The organism is Halalkalibacter sp. HAAS-P014 (genome assembly GCF_056619965.1).
Genome location: NZ_JBWQTV010000001.1, coordinates 40493 through 59653 on the forward strand (window position 1 = coordinate 40493; position 19161 = coordinate 59653).

Sequence of the window (19161 nt, forward strand, 5' to 3'; positions counted from 1 at the left end):
GATGATAGAACTAGAGAAGCCAGAAATAAAAAAAAAACATCTATTAAAGATGTTTGGTGGGTGATTACAAGCTTACTTATTATTCTCGCAATATATGGTTTACCTGTGTATGTGGCGTTTATAATTGCGAGCATTTTTGAACCGATTGTTGAGACTTATTTTATTCTCCAGTTAGAAGAATTGTTTCTTCAAGCTCCCCCGATAGTAGTGGAAATCGTAGTTGGTCGATTTGGATTGGTAACCTTAGGAATGTACTCGTTTGTATGGGCTTTTCCGGTTGTTGTCCTTATAAGTCTCTCAATTGGAATCACGACTAATGTTGGGCTTAAAGACAAACTTACTATTGCAGTAGATCCTTTACTTAGGAAGATGGGTCTTTCGGGAAGAGATATAATTCCACTCATAACTGGATACGGGTGCAATGTTGTAGCTGTTTATCAAAGCAAAGGATGCTCTGTGTGTACAAGGAAGCAATGCCTTTCAATGATATCATTTAGTTCAGCTTGCAGTTATCAAATCGGGGCAACCTTGTCTTTATTTAGTGTGGCAGGGAAGCCTTGGTTGTTTTTTCCGTATGTTATCATTCATACAAAGTTATGGTACCCACAGCAACGACATGAGAGTGATTATCGAGGGAAAGATCAATCTCTTAAGTGGGGGAATTCCGTTTTTGTTCTCTTCACTGTCCGTGATGCGATAAAACAATTTTTTTATCAGGCTATGCCTATTTTTCTAGTCATTTGTATGATAGCTGCTACACTTCATCACTTTAAAATACTTAACGTTCTCTCGGCTAAAGTCGGGCCTGTTTTAGCCTTTTTCTTTACCAGCAGATGCAAGTCTAGGCATTCTTTTTTCCATTATTAGAAAAGATGGAATATTACTGTTTAATGAAGGGAATGGGCAACTACTTTTAGGACTAACTTCAATGGAATTGTTTATTCTTGTTTATGTAGCTTCTACGTTGTCAGCTTGTCTTGTAACACTTTTAGCCATTGCTAAAGATGTCAGCAAGTCTGTTGCTCTTCAAATTGCTGCAAAACAAGCCGTAACATCCGTTGTTTCTTCTTTCCTTTTAGTCATAGTTTGGCGAGTTTTTGTACGGTTTCTTTGATTTAATTCCCTCCTTGAATAGTGTTCATCGTATTTCAATACATTGTCCGTTAAACGGTTTGCTGAACAAGGGGAAAACATTTTGACAAAGAATAGCAAGAGGGGTAAAATATGAAAATAGTAATCATTACGATTTGTGGACGTAGGAGGTATTTTATGAATAAAACAATCCCTGTAACTGTTCTAAGTGGCTACCTTGGTTCTGGTAAAACGACATTACTTAATCATATTCTGAAAAATCGTGAAGGGCTTAAAGTGGCTGTAATTGTAAACGATATGAGTGAGGTAAACATTGACGCCGAACTAGTTAAACAAGGTGGGGAATTATCTAGAACCGAAGAAAAATTAGTTGAAATGTCTAATGGGTGTATTTGTTGTACGCTTAGAGAAGATTTGCTAATAGAAGTTGAGAAGTTAGCTTTGGCAGGAAATATTGATTATATTGTGATTGAATCAACAGGTATTAGTGAACCTACTCCCGTTGCCCAAACATTCTCATATATAGATGAAGAATTAAATATTGATTTAACAAAATTCTGCCGTTTAGACACGATGGCAACTGTAGTGGACGCGAATCGATTCTGGCATGACTTTCGTTCAGGAGATAGCTTGCTTGATCGAAAAGAATCATTAGGGGAGGATGATACTAGAGAGATAGCCGACTTACTTATTGATCAAATTGAATTTTGTGATGTACTAATTTTGAATAAATGTGATCTAGTATCAGAAGAAGAATTACAAAAATTAGAACAAGTACTTAGGACATTGCAACCAAAAGCCAAAATGATTCGGTCTATAAATGCAGAGGTCGATCCAAAAGAAATTTTGAATACACATTTATTCAATTTCGAAGAAGCGAGTAGTTCAGCAGGGTGGATTCGTGAGTTAACCGAAGGGCATGAACAACATACACCTGAGACAGAAGAGTATGGTATTTCCTCTTTTGTGTACATGAGAAGAGAACCATTTCACTCAGTGCGTTTTCAAAATTGGGTTCAGGCAATGCCTAGTAATATTGTCAGGGCAAAAGGAATTGCATGGTGTTCAACAAGAAATAACCTAGCGCTATTAATGTCACAAGCAGGACCTTCGGTTACAATTGAACCTGTATCTTACTGGGTGGCAAGTCTTCCGTCTGGTGAACAAAAGCAAATACTAAAAGATAACCCTCATTTGCTTGAAGATTGGGATGTAGAGTTTGGTGACAGGCATACCAAACTGGTTTTCATAGGAACGGATCTAGACAAAGATGAAATAACGAAGGAATTAGATAGTTGTCTCTTAACGGATACTGAATTCACAACAGATTGGAAATCAATGGAGGATCCATTCGATTGGAATTTGCAAAAGGCATAAGAGGAAGTAGGGAATAAATATTGATTTTATCTGGAAGAAGTATTTTATCAAAAATAAATAATAAGGAGCTTGAAATTTCTCCTCTTACTAATGAGCAGATTCAACCAGCTTCTGTTGACTTACGACTTGGAAATCACTTTATAACCATGGATGATTACAATGAAAGTTTAATCACTCTTAATGAGCCTATTGCATATAGAAGAATTGCAATGAGCGAGGGGAAAATCATTCTCCCACCACAAACTTTTATTTTAGCAACGACAGTCGAAACGATTAGATTACCAAATAATGTTACTGCTTTTGTAGAAGGAAGAAGTTCAATAGGAAGACTTGGACTATTTATTCAAAATGCAGGATGGGTTGACCCAGGTTTTAAAGGGGAAATAACGCTAGAGCTCTTTAATGCGAATCGTATTCCAATTGAATTACAAATGGGGCGTAGAATCTGTCAGCTTGTCTTTGCAGAAGTTAATGAAGAAGCAGAACCATATAAAGGTAAATACCTTAATCAAAGTGGTGCAACATCAAGCGAAATATTTAAAGATATTATGTGACGTATGGAAAATGGAACTCGATTTAACGAGTTCTTTTTTTTGCAAAAAAACTTTAAATAAGAATAATTACGATTTATATCTAATAAGATTAAAGGAAGAAATGATAATAGGGGGAATAACATTGTCTAAAATACCTGTGTTTGTTTTAAGTGGATTCCTAGGAAGTGGTAAGACAACGCTCCTAGAACGTTTACTAGAGGAGGCTGTTAATCGAAATCTGAAAACGGCTGTCTTAATAAATGAAATTGGAAAAACGGATACGGATGGCAGAATTCTGTTGGGAAAAAGTCAAATGATTGAAAAGTTATTGGATGGATGTATTTGCTGCAGTAAAAAAAGTGAAGTCGTTCAATGCATGGATAAATTGCTTAGTTTAAAGCCTGATGTTATTTTTATTGAATTGACAGGTGTTGCCAATCCAGAAGAGATAGCCGATTCATTAACGGAGCCCGAACTAATTAATCAAGTCTATTTAGAAAAAGTGATTTCATTAATTGATGCAGAACATATTCTTTCTTATAATAGTGTATTTGAATCTGATCGTGAGCTTGTAAGAACAACAAGAAGGCAAATCGAGGTTGCTGATCTACTTATCGTTAATAAAACTGATTTAGTTTCTGAAGCAAAAAAGCAAAAGATAAATAAGGTTCTTATTAAACAAAACCCTACATCTAAGATTTCTTTTGCAACATATAGTAACGTCGAATTAGCTCCTTTATTTGACCATTTAAAATCTTCATCAGTAAGGGTTACCGTAAGAATAAAAAAAGCTGAACTAAAAGGTCATCATCACGAGCATACACATAACTCCTATTCTAGAATTAAAAGCATTACCTTGCCACTCTTCAATACTACAACTTCGTTAGAAATTGAAAAGTTTTTAAAAAAGTGGAAACAAAACCTGCTACGAGCAAAAGGCTATTTAAAACTTCAGGATGGCACATACCTTATGCAACATGCGATGAAACGTGTAAGCTGGGATCGTTCAACTTATCATGGTGATCACTATTTAGTCTTGATTGGGATGGATCTAAATGAGGATGATATAAAAGAGGAATGGAAACACCTAGTTCAAAAAGTTAAGATGTAACAACGGTAAATAAAGGAGCTGTGCCTAAAGCTCCTTTATTTACTATAAATCGTAATTATTATTATTTGTCCTCATTAAGACCACTTGTCCGCATATACATTAAATAAACAAAAAAATGGAGGACAGGTAACATATATGCGGATCCAAAAAAATTCTACAGAACTAATCGGCTTTATCTTGATTGGAATGGCGATTTTGTTGATATCATTTAACGATCGCTTTACTTTTACAAATCTCTTACTACCTGAATCTTTGTTAACATTTAATATGATATTTCTTAGTATATTAATTGAAGCCATTCCTTTTGTATTAATCGGTGTCTTTATCGCTGGTATTATTCAGATATTTGTTACCGAAGAACATCTCAAGAAGTTAATACCGAAAAACCAATTTTTAGCTGTTTTGACAAGTTGCTTACTTGGGGCTTTGTTTCCTGCTTGTGAGTGTGGAATTGTACCAATTGTCCGCCGTTTAATAGCAAAAGGAGTTCCTCTCTTTGCTGGAGTAGGTTTTCTACTTACAGGTCCATTAATTAATCCAATAGTTTTGTTTTCAACGTATATGGCTTTTGGAGAAGATCTTAGAATGGCTATGTTAAGAATGAGTTTAGGGCTAGGGATAGCGATTATTATTACAGCATTCATTTTAGTTCTTTTTCATACCAATCAGTTAAAAAGAACAAAAGGCAGTACAAGTGAAGACTTATCTACCCAAAAGCAACCTATTGGAAGTCGCTTCAAGGCTATGCTTGAGCATGCTATTGATGAATTTTTTGATATGGGGAAATTTTTAATAATGGGGGCTATGTTAGCAGCGTTTGTTCAGACGTATATATCAACTAAGTCCATCCTTGGTTTAGGCGAAGGGATTCTTGCTTCCACACTTGTCATGATGGGACTTGCTTATTTATTGTCTTTGTGTTCTGAGGCCGATGCGTTTATAGCTGCTTCCTTCCGTCACCTTTTTCCGCAAACCTCCCTGCTTGGGTTTTTAATTTATGGACCCATGTTAGATTTGAAAAATACCATAATGATGATGGCCGTTTTTAAAATACGTTTTGTACTAGTTCTTATGGTCATCATTACTGGTACAGTTCTTGGAGTTTTACTAATCGTTCATCCATGGATGTAAGGGGGGAGGTTATTATATATATACAAGTGAGGCAAATGATTAAAGCAATCGTGCTACTTCTTTTTGCAGTTTTTATCTTTATTCTGCATGAAACAGGGGAAATTACTAGATTTATAAACCCTAATTATCTTTTTTTTAGTCAAGTAGCTTCAGTTCTGTTTCTTTTTTTATTTTTTATTCAAGTACCTAGGATTTTGACTCCACGAAACATTGAACACGACCATAGTCAATGTGGTCCTTGGGGGTGTAGTCATGAAAATGATGAGGATGGAGTAACAGTAAAAACGATAATGGCTTACGGAATAATAATACTACCACTTCTGACAGGCTTTCTTTTCCCTTATAAAGACTTAGGTGCCACAGAAGCATTAAATCGGGGAGTTATTTATTCTAGCCATGATGATTGCCATATAGATGAGCATGGGGAGTTACAAGATCAATATAGGCCAATACAGAGAATGTTAAAGGAACCAGTTCTTAAAGTTGATAATGAGAATTTTGCAAGCTATATAGGGGCTGTAACTTCATATCCTACAAATTTCAAGGGTAAACCAATTGAATTAGAAGGATTCATACTAGAGGATGATTTGCAAGCTAATAACTTAATGGTTATTAGTAGATTCCTTGTGACTCATTGTGTAGCTGATGCTCATGCAGTTGGGCTTGCCATCGAGAGAGGAGGAGATTTAGGAATTGAAGAGAACACTTGGATTCGTGTGAGAGGAGAATTAGATGTGAAAAAAAGTAGTAGTCACGTGTTGATTCCTATTATTAAAGTAAACAGTTGGCAGGAGATTCAAACTCCTAAGGAACCATATATCTATCCATGATTGCTAAAATGACTGATTGAGATTAGGGAAAAAGGTAAATATTTACCTTTTTCCAATGCTTCAGTATGCTATTTTATTTTCATATGTTATTTGTAAACAGTCATTCAATAATTTTTCAATATCTTCATAATTGATTTCAGACCCAATAAAGAGGAACTCTGTTAGAACATCCATTCCTTTATTGGGATAGAGCTTAGTTGTGTCAACTTGTATCGATGATCCGACTTGCGAAATGGAATGTAATTCTTGTGTTGAGGGATTATAGCACCTTCCTTTCATACGAAACACTTCATTAGGAAGCTTAGTGAAAAACTGTTCTAAGCATCTAAAGTCGACAGGTAAAACACTCTTATAAACAAGCGTATCAATCCCATATTGACCGATTACTTTCAAGGATCTCCTTGATGAGAAAAGCTTGATTTGGTCGTTATATAATTGATCGGCCGCTTCCTCTATATTATAGAACATTCCCTTATTCTCTTTTTGGTACTCTACTTCCTTAAGGCTTTTTATAACTGCGTTTGGTTGCAAGTTTTGTATAAACACGGTTAATTCAGCTAATCGCTCATGTGAAAGCTCATCTGTATTTGTCAAATAAATCGTTTCAGCATGCTCTAGCTGAAGAATAAGTGTCTCACCAAACGTATATTCAAGTGAAAGTGCTGAATCGAATTCATTCATTTGAATGGCGTGTTCAGAGAAATAAGTAAACCAAAAGTCTCTAGCGTTTATTATGTGAGTATGGGACTTTATCGAGTAATTTAGCGCTTCACTTTTAGAGGCTATGTGGGCAAAAAGAGAATCAACATTTGAGATTGGATAGATATCTAATATAATCTCGTCGATTTGTTTGATGTGAAATTCCTCTTCTAGTGTATGAATCAGATTGGTTATCGTATTTATCTCCAAGTGATGAACAGCCTCACTAATAAAGTGTGTAAGTGAAAAAGGATCTTCTTCTGAATGATATATTAACTGAACATCGGTAGGGCGAAAGAGAATCACTTTACTGTTGTTCGGATTCTTTTCTTGTATTTTTCGAATTACATCACATTTATCTTTTAAAGAAAAGCCTGTTATAACTGTTAGAGTTTTTTGTTTTCCCAATCTGAACACATCCTATATGTCTTTAATTTTTACCAACTTGATTTCTTTACACCTGGCACTTGACCTTTGTGAGCGAGCTCTCTAAAAGCAATCCTAGAGAGTTTGAATTTACGAAGAACACCACGAGGTCTACCTGTCAATTCGCATCTTCTTGTTAACCGACTTGGTGCTGAATCCCTCGGAAGTTTACTGAGGCCGACGTAATCTCCTTTTTCCTTTAGTTCGCGTCTTTTTTCTGCATAACGTGCTACAAGCTCTTGTCTTTTCATTTCCTTAGCAACCTTTGATTTTTTAGCCATGTTGCATCCACCTTTCGTCGATAATCATAATCATTACGATTTAAATGATAAAGGAAAGTAAGATGTATGTAAAGTTTTTGGTAAATATATTGTAAATGGATATTCTCACAGGAACTGACCCGTTGCTTCCTTATTGACAAATGATATTAAATATATTAATATCTATGTAACCGGTTACAGATTAATCGAAGTTGAGGAGATTTTATGACAACAATTCGTGACGTCGCAAAATATGCGCAAGTTTCAGTGGCAACTGTTTCAAGAGTGTTAAATAAAAAAGGGTATGTAAGTAAGCAAGCAGAAGAAGCGGTAGCTGCGGCGATTAAAGAGTTAGATTTCAGACCTAATGCAGTAGCTAGAACGCTCTATAACAAATCATCTCGAATGATTGGTTTGATTTTACCGGATATTACAAATCCCTTTTTCCCAGAATTAGCTCGGGCTGTGGAAGATATTGCTCTTACTTATGGATATACGGTTGTCCTATGTAATGCAGATGAAGATATAAAAAAGGAACGTAATTACTTAGAAGCATTGAAGCAGAAATATGTCGATGGCATTATTCTAACAACGAACCAACTCTCTTTTGCGGAAGTTGATAAAGTGGGTGTACCAATGGTCGCACTTGATCGAATTATAGGTGATCAGATTCCAACTGTCGTTTCAGCTAATAAAGAAGGGGCAGAAATGGCCACAACCCATTTAATTGAAAGTGGGTGTAAATTTATTGCTCATCTTCGTGGCCCAAAGGGGTTAGCGACTGCTGACGATCGTTTACATGGTTTCAGGAAAGTGGTTGAGAAAGTAGGAATTGCCAGTGTTATAGAAGAAGCTGATTTTCACTTCGAGAAATCAGAGCAGGTTACTAGAGACTTACTCGAGCAGTATCCAAGCATTGATGGTATTTTTGCTAGTAGTGATGTAACGGCAGCAGGTGCCATGAAGGCTGTAAACAGAATGGGGAAACGTATTCCAGAAGACATTCAAATTATTGGGTATGATGGGATACCTTTTGGTGAAATGCTAATCCCGTCACTAACAACGATTGCACAACCTATTTATGAAATGGGTGCAACAGCTGCAAGACTATTAATCAAGCTTATCGAAAAACAACCAATAGAAGGATCTTACTTTGAACTATCAACGAATTTAATCGTTCGTGAAACAACAAAAAGGAAGGAGGAGATCGAATGAAACAGCAACCGATTATTACAGTCGTTGGAAGTATCAACATGGATATGGTTACCATCACAAAAAAGGTCCCAGTCCAAGGAGAAACGACGTTTGGAGAACGTTTTGAGACGATTCCGGGTGGAAAGGGAGCCAACCAAGCTGTTGCTGCTGCAAGATTAGGAGGGAATGTCCAATTTATTGGGAGAGTGGGGGATGATGCTTTTGGAGTGCAGCTTCGACAGGGTTTACAAAAGGAAGGGGTTTCTGTAACAAATGTGGAACCGGTTACACATTCAAGTTCAGGTGTAGCGACTATCCTTGTATCGGATAATGATAATCGCATTATTGTCATCCCAGGAGCCAATGAACAAGTCACTCCTAAATACGTGGAAAAACATAAAGAGAAACTCCTGAAGAGTGATCTGGTATTATTACAATTTGAAATTCCGTTAGAAACCGTTCGCTATTGTTTAAATCTTTGTCATGAAGCAGGAATTCCTATCATTTTGAATCCAGCTCCGGCTAGAACATTAGATAAAGAGTTTTGGAGAAAAGCTCTGTATATTACTCCTAATGAGACCGAGGAAAAAGAATTACGTTTGGATGAGCACGAAGAGATTGCTCAGAAACTTATTGTGACGATGGGAGATAAAGGGGCGACGTTTATGGAAAACGGGTCCACCCATACGATCCCATCTTTCAAAGTAGAACCAGTTGATACAACGGGGGCGGGGGATACTTTTAATGGAGCGTTGGCGGTTGCTATTAGTGAGAAAATGCCTCTTTCAAAAGCAATTGAGTTCGCCAATGCAGCTGCAGCGCTCTCTGTTCAACGATTTGGCGCAACAGGTGGGATGCCTACACGGGAGGAACTAGAGGAATTCATATTAAAGCGGAGGTAGCTTGATGAAAAAACATGGAATACTAAATAGAGATATTGCGGAGGTTCTCGCAAAGCTTGGACATACAGATACGATTGTGATTGGAGATTGTGGTCTTCCGATTCCTGAGAATGTGAGATATATTGACCTCTCCTTGAAAAAAGGGGTACCTACTTTTTTAGATGTGTTGGAAGAAGTAGTGAATGATATGGAAGTCGAAAGTGCTATTTGTGCAGAAGAAATCAAACAGGAGAATGAAAAAGTTTACAGTGGACTGTGTAAACATATATTTCCGATTCAGTTTATGAGTCATGAACGTTTTAAAAAAGAAACACAACAGGCTAAGGTAATTATCCGAACAGGCGAGGTCACACCGTACGCGAATATCATTCTTCAGGCTGGTGTGATTTTCTAAAAGGGGTGTCTTTATGATTATTCAAATGGAAGGGGTTTCAAAATCATTTAGTGGAAACCAAGTGTTAAAAGAGGTGGCTTTTTCCTTAGAAAAAGGTGAGATTCATGCCCTAATGGGGGAGAACGGTGCCGGGAAGTCAACGATGATGAAAATCCTAACAGGCATTTATGCTCGCGATAGTGGCACAGTGGAAGTAAAAGGAAAGAAAGTCGTCTATAAAGGTCCCAAGGATGCGGAAAGAGATGGAATTGCTGTTATTCATCAGGAGTTAAATATTCTACCGGAACTGACGGTGGCAGAGAATTTGTATTTAGGAAATGAACAGACAGTAGGAAAGACAGCCTGGCTGAAAACCAAAGAGATGAACCGGAAGACGGAAGAGACGCTTCGTGATTTAGGCTTAGATGTAAAGGCAACAGAGCGAGCGGGAAATTTATCCGTTGGAAAGCAGCAAATGATTGAAATAGCGAAAGCGCTTATGACCAATGCCGACGTCATTATCATGGATGAACCTACAGCAGCTTTAACGGATCGAGAAATTCAAACATTGTTTAAAACCATTCGTGGTCTGCAGAAAAAGGGGGTTTCCTTTATCTATATTTCGCACCGAATGGAAGAGATCTTTTCTTTATGTGATCGGATTACCGTGTTACGAGATGGTCAATATGTTGGGGTGAAAAACATTCCAGAAACGAATTTTGACGAAATCGTAAGTATGATGGTAGGAAGACAGTTAGGTGGAAGGTTCCCTGAGTTAACACATGAGGCTGGAGATGTGAAGCTCGAAGTAAAAGGTTTAACTAGAATGGGTGAATTTAAAGATGTTTCATTTTCGGTTAAATCAGGTGAAATTTTAGGGATCTCAGGTTTGATGGGAGCTGGGCGCTCAGAAGTGGTGGAGACCTTATTTGGCTATCGGAAGGCTGATAGTGGGCAGATTTTGATCAATGGAAAAGAAGTCCAAATTTCTTCTCCAATTGAGGCTATAAGAAATGGCTTGGGTCTGATCACAGAGGATCGAAAAACAAAAGGACTCATCACAGACTTCTCCATTCGCGAAAACATTAGTCTAGTCAACTTAAAGTCTATCTCTACTAATGGCTTGATTTCGAAAAAGAAGGAATCAGCTTTATTGGGAAGTCTGATTAAACGATTAAGGGTTGTGTGTGCGAGTCCGGAGCAACAGGCCAAATCCCTGAGTGGGGGAAATCAGCAAAAGGTGGTCATTGCAAAGTGGCTTGGAACCAGTCCAAGTATTCTCATTTTAGATGAACCAACACGCGGGGTAGACGTTGGGGCTAAGAAAGAAATTTATACGATAATGAAAGAATTAGCCGAACAAGGAGTAGCCATTATTATGGTCTCGTCCGAACTTCCAGAAGTCATCGGTATGAGTTCAAGAGTCATGGTGATGTTTGAAGGACAGATGCAAACGATATTAGATCGAAATGAATTAAGTGAAGAACATATTATGCATTACGCCACTGGAGGCGATAAACATGTTGGGTAAAGGGAAATTTTCAGCTAATTTTGCAAAATTAGGGCCACTTATCGGCTTGGTTGTTATTGTTGTGATCATTACGATATTAAATCCAAGTTTTCTATCGGTATCAAATATTTTTAATATTTTAAGACAAGTATCCATTAACGCATTGATTGCATTTGGAATGACCTTTGTTATTTTAACGGGTGGAATTGATTTATCAGTCGGATCGATTCTCGCGTTGTCAGGGGCGGTCACAGCCACTTTGCTAGCGGCCGGAGTAGATCCTGTATTGGCTGTTGCAGCGGGCTTAGCGGTTGGAGCCATTTTGGGAGCCTTTAATGGATTGATTATTTCAAAAGGGAAAGTCGCACCATTTATTGCCACGCTTGCAACGATGACCATTTTTCGAGGCTTAACGTTAATGTTTACAGATGGAAAACCGGTTACCGGTTTAGGTGATTCTACCTTCTTTCAAATGTTAGGTAAAGGGTATTTCATGGGTATTCCTGTACCGGCTATAACGATGATGATCTCCTTTGTTATCTTATATTTGATTTTGAAAAAGACAACGTTCGGTCGCCGGGTGTACGCAGTCGGTGGGAACGAAGAAGCCGCTATATTATCGGGAATTAAAGCGGATCGAATTAAAATCTATGTTTACTCGTTAACTGGATTTTTATCCGCGCTTGCTGGGGTCATCCTCATGTCAAGATTGAACTCCGCACAGCCGACGGCAGGCACTATGTATGAATTAGATGCGATTGCGGCTGTTGTCTTAGGTGGAACTAGTTTAACGGGTGGTAGAGGTTGGATCGTAGGTACTCTTATTGGGGCCTTGATTATAGGAGTCTTAAACAATGGGCTCAATCTGTTGGGAGTCAGTTCCTTCTTCCAGCAAGTCGTTAAAGGTGGGGTTATCTTACTTGCGGTACTAATGGATCGCAAAAAGAATGCTTAAAAGAAATAAGGATCACGGAAGCGTGATACGTGGTCCTATCTTTTAGGCAGAAGGTTTAAGGAAAAACATAAAAATTAAGGGAGAGTGTGTATCATGAAGAAATGGGTCATGTTCGTATCATTATTAATGTTAGCTTTTGTTACAGCTTGTTCAATGGAATCACCAGCAGGCAACTCCGAATCAGAGAGTGGTTCAAAAGATAGTGGAGACGGAGAATACACGATTGGCTTTTCGATTTCGACGTTAAATAATCCATTTTTCGTTACTCTACAAGAGGGAGCGGATGCGAAGGCAAAAGAGCTAGACGTCAATTTAGTTGTGCTTGATGCACAAGATGATGATGCGAAACAAGTAAGTGACGTGGAGGACTTAGTTCAACGCGGCGTTGATATCATTTTAATTAATCCAACAGATTCTGCTTCAGTAGCGGCAGCAGTTGGAGTGGCGAACAGCGCAGGCATCCCTGTTATTACTGTAGACCGTGGGGCTGATTCAGGAGAAATTGTTACTCATATTGCTTCTGATAACATAGCTGGTGGAGAAATGGCTGCAGAACTTTTAGTTGAATTAGTAGGAGAGGGAGCGAAGGTTGCTGAATTAGAAGGCATCCCAGGTAGTTCCGCTGCACGTGAACGTGGAGAAGGTTTCCACATTGTTGCGGGAGGATCGCTTGATGTCGTTTCTTCTCAAACAGCAAACTTTGACCGTTCTGTAGGATTAAATGTAATGGAGAACATTCTTCAAAGTAACCCTGATATTGTTGGCGTATTTGCTCATAATGATGAAATGGCTCTAGGTGCTTTAGAAGCAGTTGAAGCAGCTGGAAAAGGAAGCGATATTGTCGTGATTGGATTTGATGCAACAGACGATGCAGTTGCTGCCGTGGAAGATGGTCGTTTAGCAGGTACAGTTGCACAACAACCTATCCTTATAGGTTCATCTGCCATTGAAGCAGCGTTACGAGTGTTAAATGGGGAAGAGGTTGAGGAGAATATTCCGGTGGAGTTGGAATTGGTGAAGTAGTTTTATTTGCCTGACCGTCATGCGGTGCCAGGAACTCCTCAAATATTGTAAGAACTTGTTGATAGGTTGAAATATTTAAAAATGAAGGCTGACTATTTAGTATAAATGGTTGGCTTTCTTTTTTAAAGTATACAGGTATTGGTAAAGGGTTATTTTTTGGTAGTTATATAACTTTTAATAATGGGCTTTAAGCTTTTATTGTAAACTAACGGACTTCTTCAAATCGTGTCGAGTCATCAGACAATAAATCAGGCCACTTCTCTCTTTTCATTCATTCACGCCTGTTCCCCTTAGAAGCCATTAAGTAGAATAGAAATGGATAGCTCTTATTTATCGCCAGGAATTAGTTCACAATATTGGTGAATTTTTCATTAAGAAGGTAATATGAAGTTGACTAGATACCCTAATAGGTATATAGTGTACCTATTAGGGTATCTTAGTGGGGAGGAGTATACCTCAAATGAAGAATGTAGAAAAACGTTGTTCGAATAACCAGTGAGGAATTAATAAAGGGACAACAGATGGTAAAAAGGCTAAAGTGTCACCTCCAATATGACCAGCTGTATACCTTTGGTTCCTGGTAGGAGCTATATTTATTATCTATAGTATTATGGGTACTGTATTCTCAATTTTTTAGAGGGATATCGTGAACTAAGAAAGGTTCTTTCTTTAGCTATATAGCAATGGAGAAGTGCATGTGAAAATGCACTTTTTTTGTTTTCTTAAACGTTTCTTAATATTCACAAAGTATAACTTGAGATAAAGGAGGAGCTTTATGGAGGAGTTTTTAATTATTGGTTCGATACGTTTGCCTATCAAATGGATCTTTATTGGCGTTGCACTAGTAGCAGCATATTTAGCAATGAACATTCGTTTAAGTCGGTTAAATTTAGAAAAAACCCCACTATTAGATACGGTATTTAATGCGCTATTTTATGGTTTTATCGTTTGGAAACTAAGTTATGTATTGTTCAATCCGGTTCATGCCTTTGCCTATCCAATAGGGATTCTATATTTTGATGGTGGTCAGAAAGGAATGTTGTTAGGAGTTCTAATGGGCTTCATTTATATTTACTTTCAATCTACTAAGCAGAGCATAGGAATAGTAACTTATGTGAATCTTACTTTCATTGGCTGGCTTGCAGGGAGCGCAACGTATTTTATTTATCTATTCCATACAAATTATAGTTACTACTCTGGTCAGATTATTTTAGCTGGGTGGCTAATATTTTCTATGTCGAAGAATAAAGAAGTAGATTATGGAAAAGAGTTATCCAACAGCCTATTAATTTATAGTCTAGGTCAAATCTTTTTAGGTTATTTGACTCATATAAAACCAGTTATATTTGGGTTCACAAATCTCCAAATTGGTTTTATCCTATTGGTTCTACTTATGCTAATCGTACAGAAAAGTAAAAGGAGTGAGATGAATCGATAATTTATCCATTTTAGTAGCCCTTACTGCAGGACTTCTTTCTTTCTTTTCACCCTGTGTATTTCCGTTACTTCCTGCTTACATTGCTACGTTAACAGGTTCTACAGTCTCTGATAAGGTCAATGTAGATAAGAAACTAGTATTTACTAGATCAATAAGCTTTATTTTGGGATTTAGTATCATCTTCGTACTTTTAGGAGTATCCGCAAGTTTCATAGGTCAATTGTTCATGGAAAATAGAAATATTGTTGAAAAAATAAGTGGACTCCTTATTATCATTTTTGGACTTCAAATGGTAGGTCTTTTACAACTTAAATTCCTCATGCGGGAAAAAAGAATACATATGCAATCTAAAAGGGCTGGTGCAGGACCTTCCTTTTTAATTGGAATGGCTTTTGCATTTGGATGGACTCCATGTGTCGGTGTTGTGTTATCTTCTATTTTACTATTAGCTGCTTCGCTAGAAACAGTAAGTAGTGGTGTGATCTTATTGTCAGTGTATTCACTAGGATTAGGGATACCCTTTTTAATGGTATCGATACTTGTGACCTACTCATTGAAAGTTGTAAAAAATATTAATTCAATTTTACCTAAATTAAGTGTAGTTAATGGTTGGATTTTAATCGGTTTAGGTTTGCTTCTATTTACAGGTCAATTTCAAAGGATTAGTGCATGGCTTGCAACTTTCACCTATTATGGTTGAGGAAAGGAAAATAAAAGATGAAAAAACAAAAGAATGTGATTGTGATCCTCCTTTTAGTTGGTCTAATAGGATGGGGGTTAATGGATTTACGTGTAGAAAGTGGGAATGAACCGAATAGTGAAACGAATGTAGTAGATGTTGAAGTAGGATTAAACCAAGGAAATTTGGCACCGGACTTTGAATTAGAAACATTAGAAGGAGAGTCATTGAAGTTATCAGACTTTAGAGGGGAAAAAGTAATCCTAAACTTATGGGCAACTTGGTGCCCACCATGTCGAGCTGAAATGCCCCATATGCAAGACTACTATGAGAAATATAAGAATGATGGAGTTACCATATTGGCAGTTAATTTAACAACTCAAGAGCGAAATAAAGATGCGGTAAGGCCTTTTGTGTATGAAGAATTTCAATTAACATTTCCAGTTGTATTAGATGTGGATGGTGAGATCGGAGCGATGTATCAAGCTTATTCTATACCAACAACTTATGTCATTGATACGGAGGGGTTCGTTCAAAATAAAGTGATTGGACCCATGTCTTTTGAAATGATGGAAACAATGATAAACAATATTAATTAATACGAGATGTGGAGGTTCGGAGTGAACACTAAGGGCAAATCTATTTTAATTGTAGAAGATGATCATAAAATTAGACAATTAATTAAGATCTATCTTGAAAAAGAAGGTTATGATGTGCGGGAAGCAAGAGACGGAAAAGAAGGCATTGACATGTTTGAACGGTACGATCCATGTTTTACGATTATTGATTTAATGCTTCCTGAGGTCAGTGGAGAAGAGGTTTGTAAATGGATTAGGACAGAGAAGAAAAGTGATAGTCCGATTATCATGGTTACAGCTAAGGTGGAAGAAAAGGATCGGATTAATGGACTCAGAATGGGGGCTGATGATTATATAACAAAGCCATTTAGTCCCAATGAACTTGTTGCTCGTGTCGAAACTGTGTTGCGTCGAACAGAGAATCGTTGTCATAAAATTAGTTATCAAGGGATAACAGTGAAGCCTTTAAAGGGAGAAGTGAATTTTAATGGAACGAAACTTCCTTTAACAAATAATGAAAGCAAATTACTATATATGTTCATGAAGCACCCAAATCAAATCCTATCTAGAGAACAGATGATCGAGGAACTTTATCCAAATGTTGAGAAAGATATTACGAATCGGACAATTGATGTCCACATCCGAAATCTTAGGGAAAAACTAGAGCAAGTAGACGCTCCAGATTGTATTAAAACAGTTCGGGGCATGGGGTATCAGTTTGTTGCCTTTTAAACAAATCGTAAAAAGAATGTTAAAAATGAACCTTATGTTGAAGCTAACGGTAATTAATAGCATCGTTGTCGGATTGGTCATTTGGATTGTTGGTGTATCTGTAAAAGATTTTGCTTGCTATTTAATAGAACAAGAAAATGCTCTCTCAGCTGAACAAAGGTTGAATTTTACAAATCAATTGGATTCTTACCTCGTATATGCTGTTATTCTTTCAATTTTCATTGCAGCGGTTGTTCATTTCTATTTTATACGTTCGCTATTATACCCATTAAGTACATTAACGGAGGCGACAAAAGAGATTGCAAAAGGGAACGATCCAGCGATTATTTATAACAAAAATTCTGATGAAGTCGGTCAATTAACAAGGCACTTTAATGAAATGGTAAGGAAAATAAAAAAAGTAGAGGAATCACGTGAGAAAATGACTCAAGATGTTGCTCATGAATTAAGAACTCCTTTAACAAATATCAATGGCTATTTAGAGGCGTTAAGGTCAGGAGTAATAAATGGAAATCAAGATCTATACGATTCTCTTTTCGAAGAGTCGAAGAGGCTAACAAGTCTTGTTGAACAAATGCAACAACTTAATGTTTGGAAAAATGAATATGGCAGCTCTGTAAATTATGAGTGCTTATCTATTCGTCCACTTATTGAAAGCCAAGTTGAAATTTTTCGCTTGGAATTTCAGAAACAATCGATCCAAATCAAGGTTAGCATAGAAGATAAACAGTTACATGCTGATAAAGAGGGATTGAAACAGGTCGTAACAAACTTAATTGAAAACGTCCTTAATTATGATAAAGGGGGATGGATGGAAATCAAAGGTTTTATGAGTGAGAAGGGATATCTAATTCAAGTAAAAAATGAAGGACTCCCTATCCCAATTGAAGATCCGAACCAACCTTTTGAACGTTTTTATCGAGCTGACCTTTCACGGAATCGTAATTTAGGAGGGTCTGGGTTAGGACTATCGATCGTCAAAGAGATTATTAAAAGTCATAACGGAGAAGTAGGCCTAAAAACGAGTCAAAATGTTCATACCTTTTGGTTTACGTTACCGACAGAGAACAAGGAGGAGGACGCATGATAATAACTAACATCACTCTATTTACGATGTCAGCTTGTCCCTTAGGTAGAACGATGAGGCATGTTTTGGAAGAGATTACTGCCTTATTACCTGAGCTAACATTTTCGATTGTGTTTATTGATCAAGAACCTGAGGTAACGAATGAGGCACGGATCATTCATAATCCTACTACGTTGTTTCGAGATAAATATGGAAAAGAAGTTAATCGGGTTGAGGGATTTAAGGAAACAGACGAGGTCATACAACTCATTAAAACTAAAAAAAATCATACAACCTTACCAAGTGGAGGAGCCAAACGAGAGAAAAGTGTAGAATCTTATACTATCTATTTGCTTAATGGTGACGGACTTGAAGCGGTTGACATAGAGTTTGCTAATCCAACAGCAGTTAAAACGCCTCGTATCACAGCAATCAACTTGTTATTAGAAGCTGATTTTCAACCATTAATGAACCCGTTTCCAGATAGTGCTACTTTAGAATTAGTTGAGTTTGAAGAAGATTTAGCACGAGTTTATATTAACCATGAGGAAAAAACAATTTCAGAAGGTAACGCGTACAAGATGAAAAGGTGTCTACAACAAACATTACACTCATACGGCACTAAAAAAATTGAGCTGGTTATAAAAAACCATAATAGTTTCTAATTTATCGTAAAGGACCTTAAACATTGTTTGAGGTCCTTTATAATTATTTAATTTGTAAAAGAGATTTTAACGCATTGTGTTCCTCATTAATCTCATTTTACACTAATTGACAAAAGCTAATCGCCAAGCGAAATTAAATTTTTGGGTTAACTAACTGAATTTAGCAAAGTTTTTTTGAAGAAGGAAAAATGTATTTTTTTGAAATGATAACTATGTACCACTCTTTTTTATCTGCACTTAGAGGAGGGAAATATACAATATGTCAATAAATACACAATTGAAGAAATTACACCAAACGAAGTATCACACCGTATAAATGAAGGCAAGCAGGATAGCATCATTGATGTTCATGAACCTGAAGAAATAGCAGAAGGAGACATTTCTGGCATTCACCATATCACACTTGGAGAGATTAAGGATCGACTTAGTGAAATTGATAAAAGCAAAGAACATATCTTAGTTTGTCGGTCTAGTGCTAGAAGTGGAAGAGCTGCTGAATTCTTGAAAGGCAAAGGATTTAAGGTGAAGAATATGGTAGGTGGAATGTTGGATTGGGAAGGCGATCTAGAAAGAAAATAAAGATGTTA

22 protein-coding genes are annotated in these 19161 nt (G+C 37.1%); 20 read left to right on the plus strand and 2 right to left on the minus strand.

Annotated features, from left to right (window positions below):
* Positions 1-60: 60 nt before the first annotated feature.
* The 7 genes from AC1FXZ_RS00210 to AC1FXZ_RS00240 all read left to right on the plus strand — a co-directional run bounded on the left by AC1FXZ_RS00210 (position 61) and on the right by AC1FXZ_RS00240 (position 6074).
* The gene (locus AC1FXZ_RS00210; RefSeq protein ID WP_480049827.1) at positions 61-867 is read left to right on the plus strand and encodes a nucleoside recognition domain-containing protein; all 807 of its coding nucleotides are present in this window, start codon (positions 61-63) and stop codon (positions 865-867) included.
* Positions 868-928: 61 nt separating this feature from the next.
* The gene (locus AC1FXZ_RS00215) at positions 929-1114 is read left to right on the plus strand and encodes a hypothetical protein (RefSeq protein WP_480049829.1); all 186 of its coding nucleotides are present in this window, start codon (positions 929-931) and stop codon (positions 1112-1114) included.
* 155 nt (positions 1115-1269) lie between these two features.
* Entirely contained in the window at positions 1270-2469 is a 1200-nt protein-coding gene (locus AC1FXZ_RS00220) for a GTP-binding protein (RefSeq protein WP_480049831.1), read from the plus strand.
* A 20-nt stretch (positions 2470-2489) separates the two neighbouring features.
* Positions 2490-3023 carry a dCTP deaminase gene (dcd, locus tag AC1FXZ_RS00225; RefSeq protein ID WP_480049833.1) on the plus strand — a complete coding sequence of 178 codons (534 nt, stop codon included), beginning with the start codon at positions 2490-2492 and terminating at the stop codon, positions 3021-3023.
* A gap of 121 nt (positions 3024-3144) precedes the next feature.
* On the plus strand, positions 3145-4113 hold the full coding sequence (locus AC1FXZ_RS00230) for a CobW family GTP-binding protein (protein WP_480049835.1): 969 nt from the start codon (positions 3145-3147) through the stop codon (positions 4111-4113).
* A 135-nt stretch (positions 4114-4248) separates the two neighbouring features.
* A complete protein-coding gene (locus AC1FXZ_RS00235) occupies positions 4249-5244 on the plus strand; it encodes a permease (protein ID WP_480049837.1) in 996 nt (331 codons plus the stop codon).
* A 35-nt stretch (positions 5245-5279) separates the two neighbouring features.
* On the plus strand, positions 5280-6074 hold the full coding sequence (locus AC1FXZ_RS00240; RefSeq protein ID WP_480049839.1) for a TIGR03943 family putative permease subunit: 795 nt from the start codon (positions 5280-5282) through the stop codon (positions 6072-6074).
* Positions 6075-6134: 60 nt separating this feature from the next.
* Here AC1FXZ_RS00240 and AC1FXZ_RS00245 read toward each other — a convergent pair whose 3' ends face one another.
* A complete protein-coding gene (locus AC1FXZ_RS00245) occupies positions 6135-7181 on the minus strand; it encodes a GTP-binding protein (protein ID WP_480049841.1) in 1047 nt (348 codons plus the stop codon).
* 29 nt (positions 7182-7210) lie between these two features.
* Positions 7211-7480 (minus strand): 30S ribosomal protein S14, encoded by a 270-nt coding sequence (gene rpsN / locus AC1FXZ_RS00250; protein ID WP_480049843.1) that lies wholly within the window; start codon positions 7478-7480, stop codon positions 7211-7213.
* A gap of 204 nt (positions 7481-7684) precedes the next feature.
* Between rpsN and AC1FXZ_RS00255 the strand changes: the two genes are divergently transcribed.
* The 13 genes from AC1FXZ_RS00255 (at position 7685) to AC1FXZ_RS00315 (ending at position 19153) form a co-directional block, all read left to right on the plus strand.
* The gene (locus AC1FXZ_RS00255; RefSeq protein WP_480049845.1) at positions 7685-8674 is read left to right on the plus strand and encodes a LacI family DNA-binding transcriptional regulator; all 990 of its coding nucleotides are present in this window, start codon (positions 7685-7687) and stop codon (positions 8672-8674) included.
* Positions 8671-9555: a ribokinase gene (rbsK, locus tag AC1FXZ_RS00260; RefSeq protein ID WP_480049847.1), complete on the plus strand. Its 885-nt coding sequence runs from the start codon at positions 8671-8673 to the stop codon at positions 9553-9555. Before AC1FXZ_RS00255 ends, rbsK begins: the two co-directional genes overlap by 4 nt.
* Before the next feature lie 4 nt (positions 9556-9559).
* Positions 9560-9949 carry a D-ribose pyranase gene (gene rbsD, locus AC1FXZ_RS00265; RefSeq protein WP_480049849.1) on the plus strand — a complete coding sequence of 130 codons (390 nt, stop codon included), beginning with the start codon at positions 9560-9562 and terminating at the stop codon, positions 9947-9949.
* Between the two features lie 13 nt (positions 9950-9962).
* Complete coding sequence (locus AC1FXZ_RS00270; protein ID WP_480049851.1) at positions 9963-11459, plus strand: sugar ABC transporter ATP-binding protein; 1497 nt, start codon at positions 9963-9965, stop codon at positions 11457-11459.
* Positions 11449-12393, plus strand: coding sequence for a ribose ABC transporter permease (rbsC, locus tag AC1FXZ_RS00275; protein WP_480049853.1), 945 nt, complete (start codon positions 11449-11451; stop codon positions 12391-12393). The genes AC1FXZ_RS00270 and rbsC overlap by 11 nt, the downstream gene beginning before the upstream one ends.
* Positions 12394-12486: 93 nt before the next feature.
* Entirely contained in the window at positions 12487-13416 is a 930-nt protein-coding gene (gene rbsB / locus AC1FXZ_RS00280; protein WP_480049855.1) for a ribose ABC transporter substrate-binding protein RbsB, read from the plus strand.
* A gap of 775 nt (positions 13417-14191) precedes the next feature.
* Positions 14192-14854 (plus strand): hypothetical protein, encoded by a 663-nt coding sequence (locus AC1FXZ_RS00285; protein ID WP_480049857.1) that lies wholly within the window; start codon positions 14192-14194, stop codon positions 14852-14854.
* Between the two features lie 7 nt (positions 14855-14861).
* On the plus strand, positions 14862-15554 hold the full coding sequence (locus AC1FXZ_RS00290) for a cytochrome c biogenesis CcdA family protein (RefSeq protein WP_480050027.1): 693 nt from the start codon (positions 14862-14864) through the stop codon (positions 15552-15554).
* A gap of 17 nt (positions 15555-15571) precedes the next feature.
* Positions 15572-16132: a peroxiredoxin family protein gene (locus AC1FXZ_RS00295; protein ID WP_480049859.1), complete on the plus strand. Its 561-nt coding sequence runs from the start codon at positions 15572-15574 to the stop codon at positions 16130-16132.
* Between the two features lie 21 nt (positions 16133-16153).
* Positions 16154-16843, plus strand: coding sequence for a response regulator transcription factor (locus AC1FXZ_RS00300; protein ID WP_480049861.1), 690 nt, complete (start codon positions 16154-16156; stop codon positions 16841-16843).
* The gene (locus tag AC1FXZ_RS00305; protein ID WP_480049863.1) at positions 16833-17930 is read left to right on the plus strand and encodes a sensor histidine kinase; all 1098 of its coding nucleotides are present in this window, start codon (positions 16833-16835) and stop codon (positions 17928-17930) included. The genes AC1FXZ_RS00300 and AC1FXZ_RS00305 overlap by 11 nt, the downstream gene beginning before the upstream one ends.
* Positions 17927-18574: a thioredoxin family protein gene (locus tag AC1FXZ_RS00310; protein ID WP_480049865.1), complete on the plus strand. Its 648-nt coding sequence runs from the start codon at positions 17927-17929 to the stop codon at positions 18572-18574. Before AC1FXZ_RS00305 ends, AC1FXZ_RS00310 begins: the two co-directional genes overlap by 4 nt.
* Before the next feature lie 276 nt (positions 18575-18850).
* Positions 18851-19153 carry a rhodanese-like domain-containing protein gene (locus AC1FXZ_RS00315; protein ID WP_480050029.1) on the plus strand — a complete coding sequence of 101 codons (303 nt, stop codon included), beginning with the start codon at positions 18851-18853 and terminating at the stop codon, positions 19151-19153.
* The last annotated feature ends 8 nt before the right edge of the window (positions 19154-19161 follow it).